We start from the raw sequence: 8,871 nt of genomic DNA, 5'->3' as shown, positions 1-8,871 counted from the left end.
CTCAAAAGAGTTTTGGCAATATCAAAATTGGAACAATACGAGGAGTTAACGATGACTACAGCGGAGAGACTCATTTCAGAAGGAATACAACAAGGTAAAATTGAAGGTAGGATCGAAGAAAAATTGGAAGTTGCCGGTAAAATGCTTAAAAAAGGGATCGATCTAAAGACCGTTTTAGAAATCACAGGATTCTCCGAAAAAACCTTGAGAGAAAATGTAATTCTCTAACGTGACATTGTAACCAGGTGTTGCCAACGATTTTGTGTAAAAGACGTTTCTCAAAACGAATCGAAATTCACTCGACCCAGAAAATGATGGAAAATTGATTCATTGCTTTTCCACAATTTTAAATCGACATGATCCATAACACTGTAAACTCAATACACTCTTGAACAGCCGCTTTTCTTTACAACAATGTTCGGTTGACTTCATTAGCATTTAGCCCTTTTTATTCCTCATTTCGTTCATCCGCAGTTTGATTTCTGTAAACTTAATTTTAGACTTGTCTAGGAGACGTTACCCTACCTCCCGATCAATATCGGGAGCAATGTAGCTTGAGTTTTTCTTTCTACCAGTGTCCTTTCTATTTTTAGTAAATTTAGATTCAAATCAACTGGGTGTATTGAAGAAAATCGATCTGTGTGGTCCAACATTGCTGTAAAGAGAAACCGCCTTGGGAAGTCTTCCAAAGGAAACCATACTGTAAGGAATTAGGATGAACTTAATGAAAAGACTCGCGGTACACATACGATCGTTTATTTGAATATTAGAGAATTCTTAAGTAAATCAAACATTGGGCAATCAATAGAGCTCCCAAAAGGAAAATCCATCTCCGTTTTGCAGAATATACGAGTTTTACCTTATCTTCCGGAAAATAAATCGCCACGAGAAGGGCGTTTATATTAGCGATCAGATAAAAGGACTCCATTTTCAAACGAAGGGGTTCGTAAAAAACGGCACCGAACATAATCAAAGAAGGAATAAAATACAAAAGAGTTTTCGGATGAAAAAAACCGGGTCTGTTTTCTTGAACGATCGCCTTTTTTCCGGAATTTTTTTCCAGTTCGGATTGAAATAGATCGGGTTCTAAAAGATTCAAAACCGGAATCAGATCTTCCTTTGTTGTAATCAAAAAACGAACGTAAGAACGGAACACGTCCCTTTCGATCGACACGATGGACTTGAGTTTCGTTTCAAGAGATTGTCCTTTAGAATTGAAAAGCCTCAGCGAATTGGAAGTCAATTCCACTTTGGCTCCTTTTAAAATCCTCAATTGCCTGGAAAAATTTCTATAAAGCAAAAATCCGAGAACCACGGAAAGAAGACCAAAGATCTTGATGAAATCGGTTCGATTTTCTTCCGGAACCTTAAGAAAATTCCAGACAATAAATACGAAATAAAGAAGAACCACGGCAATCGAGCGAAAAATCAGATTTCTTCGAAACTTACCGAAATCGTAGGGAAATTCACTCATGTTCCAAATTTCCAAAATCACTTTTTTTGAATATAGGAAACATTTGGACCCCTTCCGCAAGGATCGCATCCATTCCGCCTTCCTGGCGATCCAAGATGCAGATTCCTTGAATGACCTCGATTCCGGAATCACGCATACTACGGATCGCTTGAATCGTGGATCCCCCGGTCGTAATTACGTCGTCCACGATCACACAGCTTTTTACTTCGTGCACCGCACCTTCCACCAATTTGTTCGTTCCGTGATCCTTGGAAAATTTGCGAACGATCAAAGGATATATGTTCTTATCTTGTTTTCTAAATTCCAAACTGATTCCGTAACAGATCGGATCGGCCCCCATTGTAAGACCACCGAAAGCCTGCGGTTTTAAAATCCCTGATTCGTCTAAATGCCGTTCTACGATAAATCTACAAAGAAGTTCCAAACGATCCGGAACAAGCGTAATTTCCTTACAGTTAAAATAATGTCTGGACTTTTTTCCGGAAGCGAGGGTAAAAGGTTGTTCCGAATAACGGTATGCATGAGTCAGAATGAGTTCTAAAAGTTTCTGTTTCATCGAAATTCTTTTTTACACGTTTTTAACCAGTGAATTTTCAGGAAAGAATCCGAAAACCCGTTTTCAATTTCGGAAAAATCGAAAAGCCCATCATTCTATCGGCATGAATCCGCATATTTTCCAACTTTGCAAACACTCCTCATCCTCCCGTCCGGCAACCAAAAGAATACAACTCTAGTTCTGCCCTAATCGTATTTCCAAGGAATTTCAAGTCTTATAAACAAGATCGTTTATCAAAATAAGTTCCAATAAAAAAACACTTTCAAAACAAATTTCAACCTGGATCCTGTAAAACATGCAACCCGTGAGGCTTACGTCCGTTTCTCTCAAAACAAGAGTATTCGATTTTACAGGAAATTTAAATAAAATCAAAAGAGTTCTCGAACAGGAAAAGAACTCGGATCTGATCTTATTTCCGGAACTTTGTATTTCAGGTTACGGATGCGAAGATTCTTTTTTCTTTCCCCGAATCTGGAAAAAATCCTGGAATTCTTTGACCGAACTTCTTCCTCTTACTAAAAATAAGATCGTAGTCGTCGGCTTACCTATATTCCAAAATCCTTATCTATTCAATTGTGCGGCCGTACTTTGCAACGGAGTCATAGCGGGAATCGTTCCCAAATCCAATCTCGCTTCCACGGGAGTGCACTACGAAAATAGATGGTTTACGAGAGGAGAAGAAACCCGAAAAAATTTTGCCGCTCCGGACGGTTCCGTAATTCCCTTCGGTTCCCTCATTTTTGAAACCGATCGGTTTTCTTTCGGAGTGGAAATTTGCGAAGATTCCTGGGTCCTACAGAAGCCTTCGATTCCACTCGCCGAAGCCGGAACCGATCTCATCCTTTCTCCGGGAGCGTCTCATTTCGCGTTCGGAAAACAGAGAATCCGCAGACGGATCTTTCAGGAAAATTCCAGAAGAGAATCGAACGTATATTTATTTTCCAATCTCTGCGGAAACGAGTCCGGAAGGTTGATTTTCGAAGGCGGCTCGATGATCGTTCAAAACGGAAAGTTAATATCGGAGTCGCAACGTCTGTTTTTCGGCGATTTTAATTTTTGTTCCAGTGAAATAGACTTTGAAACTTCCAGAGCCGATCGCGCAAAAAACTTTCGTCCTTCCAGAAACCGTTTCAACCCCAAAAAATCCTTCGAAGAAAATCGAATCCATCTCGGTCTTAAATTTCCCAAAAGAACCCCAAAGATAAATCATCCGCTTCCGGAACCTTCCATTTCTCAAGAAGAAGAATCGTATTTGGATTTTACAAGAGCAGTAGCATTAGGACTTTTTGATTATCTAATAAACTCCAAAACAAAGGGTTACACACTTTCCCTTTCCGGCGGAGCGGATAGTTCTGTCTGCGCCCTTCTTGTGACTGCCATGAAAAAAATTGCCAAACAAGAACTCGGCGAAGACTTTTTCAACTCCCAAGGAATAGAGGAAGACTCCATTCTTTCGACTCTCTATCAAGCGACCGTAAACAATTCGGACCGAACTAGATCTCTTGCAAAAGCGCTGGCCGAGGACGTCAAATCCGTTCATGGAGAACTTACGATCGACACCGAAGTTCAAAATATTTCCCAGAAAATTTCCGAGATTACGGGGATTTCTTTTAACTGGAACGAACACAATCTAGTTCTGCAGAACATACAGGCAAGAATCCGTTCTCCGATCATTTGGATGCTCGCAAATTTAAACGGACATCTTCTTCTTTCCACCGGAAACAGAAGCGAAGCAAGCGTCGGTTATACCACAATGGACGGAGATTCTTCCGGATCGGTCGCTCCTCTTGCAGGAGTTAGTAAAGAATTTATTTTGAAATGGATGCGCTTTGTTGCGGAAGGAAGGGACTCGATCCTTCCCGCATATCCTTCTGTGAAAGAGATTGTACTTTCTCCTCCAAGCGCGGAACTGAAACCCCTGGAAGACGAACAACAGGACGAAAAAGATCTAATGCCCTATCCACTTTTACAAAAAATCGAAGAGTTATTCATAGTACGAGGCGCCGGTTTTTCCGAAATCGTTCAACTTCTTTCGAAAGATTCGGAAATACAAAAATCAGTCTCCGGAGGATTGGAAGAATCCGTGCGAAAATACATCGCCCTCTTCCACAGAAATCAGTGGAAACGAGAAAGGCTTCCGCCTTCGTTTCATCTAGACGATTACGGACTAGACCCTAAATCCAGCTTCCGGTTTCCGATTCTCTCCGAAGAAAATGGATCAGGAATTTAGAATATTCTAAATTGCCATCGTGTTCCGATTATCACCGACCGTTGCATAAATATAACGTCACGAGGTCTTACAATCCGGCTTGTTGAAAAGCGTTTTCCTTATCCTTTTGAACCTGTTGGAGTTGGTTTTTGATGGAATCCTGGATGTTCTGTAATTTTTTTTCGGTCTCTTCATCTCCGGAACCTTTTTGCAAATCCACAAGATAGTTGATGATATCCATTCTATCCAGAGTTTGTTTTTCCATATGATTGTAATACAAACGGATTTGAGCCGGAGAAGCGGTTCTTGCGTAAACATTCCTTGCCGCTTCCGCAACCTGATTGTCTTCCTGTTTTTTCGCTTCCTTTTCCGCAGGGCTTAACTTTTTCGGAACGAGAGAATTGTTCGGGAAACGTTCTCGAAGCTGACTGAAACGTTCCATCTCCTCATTGGTATAAGGTTTATTCGTTTGAGGGTTGATAGGGTTATCCGCGTCAGCCGCATCCGGATCGGCCTCTTTTTGTTCTCCTTTTTCAGTCTCGACGTATTCTCCCTTCCCGGCCTTATAAAAGGAAGAATCGAAAATAGATTCGTTCGTTCTACTGCCGGAAGACCCGGAAGAAGAAGATGAACGTCCTCCTCCGCCCAATAGAAGCGCAACACTATCCGCTTCTTTACTCTTTTTTTCTTTCTCACTTGAATCTTCTGAAGAAAAAAGAATCCAAACGAGTACAACAAGCACGATTGAAATCCCGGAATAAAGAACTAATTTACGAATGCTAATCACGAGATGCTCCGAAGAAATTCGAGAAATTTTGATTGTAAGACCGCCGATCTAGGAAATTCTATCCTGAATCCGTTTCTAATTTTTAAGAAACCAAATCCTACGCAAGATAAAAATGGCTTTTCAAATTCTTCGTCCAACGTTTCTTACTCTTCTTTCCTTGATTTGGATTCTCTTAGGCTGTGGTAGAAACACGGATGTGGCACAATCCCCCTTTATATTTATTTCTCCAGTAGGGGTTCCTCAATTTTTAAGTATCGTCGCGGTAAACGAAGGAATCACGGATACGATATCAAAAGACGTAGACTTTTTATCCGAGCCGAACAACTATAAACCGGAATTTTTAGTTCGTTATTACGTGACGAATGGGGAACCTCAATTCGTAGGCTACAATCTTTACATCACAACGACGGCTCCTTCGGTTGCGGAAACTCTCGCCGCAGGAAACGTGTATTTGGAAAACGGTGTACAACCTTCCTTTCCTCATCTTTCTTCTGAAGCATCTACGAGTTCTTCTAAATTACAAACTCGCAGGATTCTCAATCAGATTCCTCCGCCGGGAGTATTTCCGTTCATTAAGTGTGAAATTTATACATTCACCATGAGAGCCCTTTTGAATAGCGGAATCTTTTCCAATCCTTCTACTCCCGTAAAGATGTGTTCTTCTTCCAGGCCCTACCTCTGCCCGGTCGGTTCCAGTTGTAATCCCTCGGAATGCAATAACGCGTCTTGCACAGCCGTAGTAAAACAAAATTGTCCAGTCGGAACACTTTGTAATCCTTGCACGATCGCCGGAGCGGAAGAGACTGGTTGCGTTTGTCCTTCCGGAGTTTCTCCTCCGGGCTGTAATCTATGAATTTAACTCCCGAACCGTTTACGGAAACTCCTCTCGAGCCGGGAACTCTTTATGTAATCTCCACCCCGATCGGAAACCTAGAAGACCTCACTTTTCGAGCGCTTAGAATCTTAAAGAATACGGATCGAATCCTCTGCGAAAATGTGGAACACTCTAAAAAACTATTCCGATCTTATTCCATCTCGACACCCGCCTCCACTCTCTACAAAGATCAATCGGAAATTCCTTATTCCGGTATATTAGAAGAATTGAAAGTGGGGAAAACGTTCGCACTTGTTTCGGACGCAGGAACTCCAGGGATCTCGGATCCGGGTTCTCATTTGATTCGAGTGGTTCGAGAGGCAGGATTTAAAATCACTCCTATTCCAGGTGCAAGTGCCCTCACTGCATTGCTCGGAATCTCCGGCTGGCAAGCCAATCCGTTTTTGTTCCTTGGATTCTTATCCGAAAAGAAAAATAAAAAAAGAAATCAACTTACTGAATGGAAAAAATTCGAAGGACTCGTTATGCTTTTTGAATCCGTTCATAGAATCGGGGACACCTTGGATGCGGTAGAAGAGGTTTTTCCGAATTCTGAATTTCTTGTTGGTAGGGAAATAACAAAAATCCACGAAGAAATCCTATATTTCTCCCCTTTTCTCTCTGAAAACCCGAAGAAATTCGTCCATAAAGGTGAATTTGTGGTTTTAATCAATACGAATCGGAAAAAAATGCTTAAAGGCTCTTCTAAATCGGCCGATAGAATTCAGTAGAGGTAACTAATCATGACTATCGATAAAATCGGTGGGATCGGTGGAAGCGGATACGAACCGAAAAGAACAACTCCGGTTAAAAAAGCTGAATCAAAAGAAACTTTCGATAATGTTTCTATTTCCGATACCGCAAAACAAAAAGCATCCGAAGCACGACTTCAAGCAGAAGTTCAAACTATAACTCGCAAAATTCTTTCTACTCCGGACGACAGCGATCGTTCCGTTAAGCTCAAAGAAATTAAGGAAAAGCTGAAAAATGGGGATTACGACAATCTGAGTTCCGACGTTTTGAATACAATCGCGGACAGAATCTCAGAAACCATGTTGGGTCAGTAAAAACCTTACGAATAAACTGATTTTTTACCTCTATCTAAATTAGAAAGTCGCTAGGTTAAGCTTCGGGAGACGACAAAGATGCCGATACTCCCTGATTGGGTTCATTACACATTTCCTCCCAAAATCCACTTTGAAACCGACTGCGGATACAAAGTGGGTAACTTCGTCAAAAACATCGGTTCAAGAACCGTGATATTTTCCACTCAGCAAGAACTGGAAAATATGGACGAACTTTCCATAATCAAAACGAGTTTAGAGAAACATATCGACGGAGTCATCCTCTATGACGATATCGTTAAGGAACCTACCTCGGAAGAATTAGATACAGCCGCTTATTTCGCCAAGATCGCAAACGCCGATTGTATCATCGGTTACGGCTCTTATGAATCAATCAGCATGGCGAAACTCATCGCCCTACTCGTCACAAACGAAATCTTCGCAAACGATATGATAAACGACAAGAAGGCAAAACTTAAAAAACCGATTCCTCTGATTTTAATTCCGACTCATCCCATTTTCGGTTTGGAATGCTCTCCCATTTCGACGCTACTTCTCGGAGACGAAAAGATTACGAAGTATTTCTCTCACGAGTTCTTATTTCCCGAATTGATCATCGCCGACCCTAAGATTTCCTCGTTTATGAGTTCTGCAGATATTTCCAAAGTAGGCGTGGGAATTTTGGCCGCGGCTGTGGATACGATTCTCTCCAAGTTTTCCACGGAATTTACGATCTCTTCCGCACTCAGAGCCATCGAACTTTTACAAAAAAACCTGATTCCTTCGATCAGGGACCCGAAAAATCTAAACTATAAAAACGGTCTCTATGCGGCGAGTCTTTTGACGGGAATCGCCCAATCCTCGAGTTCGCTCGGACTTTGTTTCGCCCTTTCATTAGCAAGTGCGAATATTACAAACTTAGATATCTTTCAATCCATGTCCATTCTACTTCCCCACGTTATGGAATACAATCTGACCTCCTCCGCAGGTAAGTATGTGATGATCGCGAGGGCCTTAGACGAGGATATCACCAACATTTCCGTAATTGAAGCGGCGATTAAGGCCGTAGAAGGTATTCGTAAAATTTTTATCGAACTAAAAATTCCCCAGAGGCTTTCAGAATACGAGGTGAGAAAAATCGACCTTCCCTCGATCGCAAACCTTGCGGCTTCGTTTCCGTTTTTGGATTCCCTTCCGAGAGAACTTCCCAAGAATGAAATCGAAACAATTCTCGTTGCGGCATTTTAAGACTCGCACAAGGCTTTTAAACTACAAGATCCGAATTCCAGGAAACTGCTTAAACTCCTTCAGAATCTGGTGGGAAATTTTCGTCTTCATGTCCCTTCTTCCTCTTATGTGAGTCAAGTAGCGAAGAGAAAAAAGAATCCCTCCGTCTTCCAAAGAAAGATAAACGATCGGAGACGTTTTTCCAAGGCGAACAAGATAATTTTTAGAAAGTTCTTGGAGAGTGTAATTAATTTCACTCTGATCGATAATCGCGTTGTTACGTATGATGCCGTTCAGAAGCTCTTCGGCTTTTTCAAAATCAGAATCGTACGGAATTTTAATTCTCATCTCGTCCCAGACGTAATCCATTTTGTCTTTCACAACGATCACTTGACGTAGAATCACAAAATGATTCGGAAAATGAACAAGGCGATTCGTTGATTGATCGGACTTAGGATCGGACGAAATTTCCATCAGTGTAAAACGATTCATTCCGATATTAATGACATCCCCCCGAACTCCATCGATCTCGATACGATCCCCCACTTCAAAACCGTTACTCCCGTGAATAAAAAACCAGCCTACAAAATTAAGGGTGATGTCTTTCAAAGAGATGACGATACCGGCGCCGGCCAATCCAATCACGGTTGGAAGATACGAAAGACCGGAAAAGACAACCG

Annotated in this window: 10 protein-coding genes and 1 pseudogene (1 of these 11 running past the window's edge); 7 read left to right on the top strand and 4 right to left on the bottom strand. The window is 41.6% G+C overall.

The genetic code is table 11. The features are described 5' to 3' along the window. Positions 1-228, top strand: a pseudogene (locus CLV95_RS13220) (hypothetical protein); the annotation flags it as partial. A 538-nt stretch (positions 229-766) separates the two neighbouring features. Here CLV95_RS13220 and CLV95_RS13210 read toward each other — a convergent pair. After that, on the bottom strand, positions 767-1,474 hold the full coding sequence (locus CLV95_RS13210; RefSeq protein WP_002728768.1) for a hypothetical protein: 708 nt from the start codon (positions 1,472-1,474) through the stop codon (positions 767-769). Next, positions 1,467-2,030: an orotate phosphoribosyltransferase gene (gene pyrE / locus CLV95_RS13205; RefSeq protein WP_002728749.1), complete on the bottom strand. Its 564-nt coding sequence runs from the start codon at positions 2,028-2,030 to the stop codon at positions 1,467-1,469. The genes CLV95_RS13210 and pyrE overlap by 8 nt, the downstream gene beginning before the upstream one ends. Between pyrE and CLV95_RS19855 the strand changes: the two genes are divergently transcribed. Beyond that, positions 2,005-2,208, top strand: coding sequence for a hypothetical protein (locus CLV95_RS19855; RefSeq protein ID WP_002728740.1), 204 nt, complete (start codon positions 2,005-2,007; stop codon positions 2,206-2,208). The genes pyrE and CLV95_RS19855 overlap by 26 nt on opposite strands. 117 nt (positions 2,209-2,325) lie before the next feature. Then, positions 2,326-4,260, top strand: a complete 1,935-nt coding sequence (nadE, locus tag CLV95_RS13195) for an NAD(+) synthase (RefSeq protein ID WP_002733110.1) — start codon at positions 2,326-2,328, stop codon at positions 4,258-4,260. 67 nt (positions 4,261-4,327) lie between these two features. Here the strand turns inward: nadE and CLV95_RS13190 are convergent, their stop codons facing one another. Then, the gene (locus tag CLV95_RS13190) at positions 4,328-5,026 is read right to left on the bottom strand and encodes an LIC_20245 family lipoprotein (RefSeq protein ID WP_002728721.1); all 699 of its coding nucleotides are present in this window, start codon (positions 5,024-5,026) and stop codon (positions 4,328-4,330) included. Between the two features lie 112 nt (positions 5,027-5,138). Between CLV95_RS13190 and CLV95_RS13180 the strand changes: the two genes are divergently transcribed. From CLV95_RS13180 to CLV95_RS13165, 4 genes are all read left to right on the top strand, one after another. Next, a complete protein-coding gene (locus tag CLV95_RS13180) occupies positions 5,139-5,879 on the top strand; it encodes an LIC11073 family putative lipoprotein (protein ID WP_002728759.1) in 741 nt (246 codons plus the stop codon). Then, a complete protein-coding gene (gene rsmI, locus CLV95_RS13175; protein WP_002728737.1) occupies positions 5,876-6,631 on the top strand; it encodes a 16S rRNA (cytidine(1402)-2'-O)-methyltransferase in 756 nt (251 codons plus the stop codon). The genes CLV95_RS13180 and rsmI overlap by 4 nt, the downstream gene beginning before the upstream one ends. A gap of 12 nt (positions 6,632-6,643) precedes the next feature. Beyond that, the gene (locus tag CLV95_RS13170; RefSeq protein ID WP_002728788.1) at positions 6,644-6,967 is read left to right on the top strand and encodes a flagellar biosynthesis anti-sigma factor FlgM; all 324 of its coding nucleotides are present in this window, start codon (positions 6,644-6,646) and stop codon (positions 6,965-6,967) included. Positions 6,968-7,045: 78 nt separating this feature from the next. After that, on the top strand, positions 7,046-8,212 hold the full coding sequence (locus tag CLV95_RS13165) for an iron-containing alcohol dehydrogenase (protein ID WP_002733100.1): 1,167 nt from the start codon (positions 7,046-7,048) through the stop codon (positions 8,210-8,212). 21 nt (positions 8,213-8,233) lie between these two features. Here the strand turns inward: CLV95_RS13165 and CLV95_RS13160 are convergent, their stop codons facing one another. Beyond that, on the bottom strand, positions 8,234-8,871 hold the 3' portion of the coding sequence (locus CLV95_RS13160; protein WP_002728815.1) for a mechanosensitive ion channel family protein. Its footprint extends 244 nt past the window's final position; 638 of the gene's 882 nt are visible here — the last part of the coding sequence; its start codon lies off the right edge, out of view; the stop codon is at positions 8,234-8,236.

The sequence above is a fragment of the Leptospira borgpetersenii serovar Javanica genome (genome assembly GCF_003046425.1).
Classification (GTDB): domain Bacteria; phylum Spirochaetota; class Leptospiria; order Leptospirales; family Leptospiraceae; genus Leptospira; species Leptospira borgpetersenii.
The sequence above is the reverse complement of the archived record's forward strand: the minus strand, read 5'-3'. Positions and strand labels throughout refer to the sequence as shown.

Bases quoted from the DNA above. Each gene is read 5' to 3' on its own strand.
- CLV95_RS13210 (WP_002728768.1), bottom strand. From the start codon at position 1,474: ATGAGTGAATTTCCCTACGATTTCGGTAAGTTTCGAAGAAATCTGATT.
- CLV95_RS19855 (WP_002728740.1), top strand. From the start codon at position 2,005: ATGAGTTCTAAAAGTTTCTGTTTCATCGAAATTCTTTTTTACACGTTT.
- pyrE (WP_002728749.1), bottom strand. From the start codon at position 2,030: ATGAAACAGAAACTTTTAGAACTCATTCTGACTCATGCATACCGTTAT.
- nadE (WP_002733110.1), top strand. From the start codon at position 2,326: ATGCAACCCGTGAGGCTTACGTCCGTTTCTCTCAAAACAAGAGTATTC.
- CLV95_RS13180 (WP_002728759.1), top strand. From the start codon at position 5,139: ATGGCTTTTCAAATTCTTCGTCCAACGTTTCTTACTCTTCTTTCCTTG.
- rsmI (WP_002728737.1), top strand. From the start codon at position 5,876: ATGAATTTAACTCCCGAACCGTTTACGGAAACTCCTCTCGAGCCGGGA.
- CLV95_RS13170 (WP_002728788.1), top strand. From the start codon at position 6,644: ATGACTATCGATAAAATCGGTGGGATCGGTGGAAGCGGATACGAACCG.
- CLV95_RS13165 (WP_002733100.1), top strand. From the start codon at position 7,046: ATGCCGATACTCCCTGATTGGGTTCATTACACATTTCCTCCCAAAATC.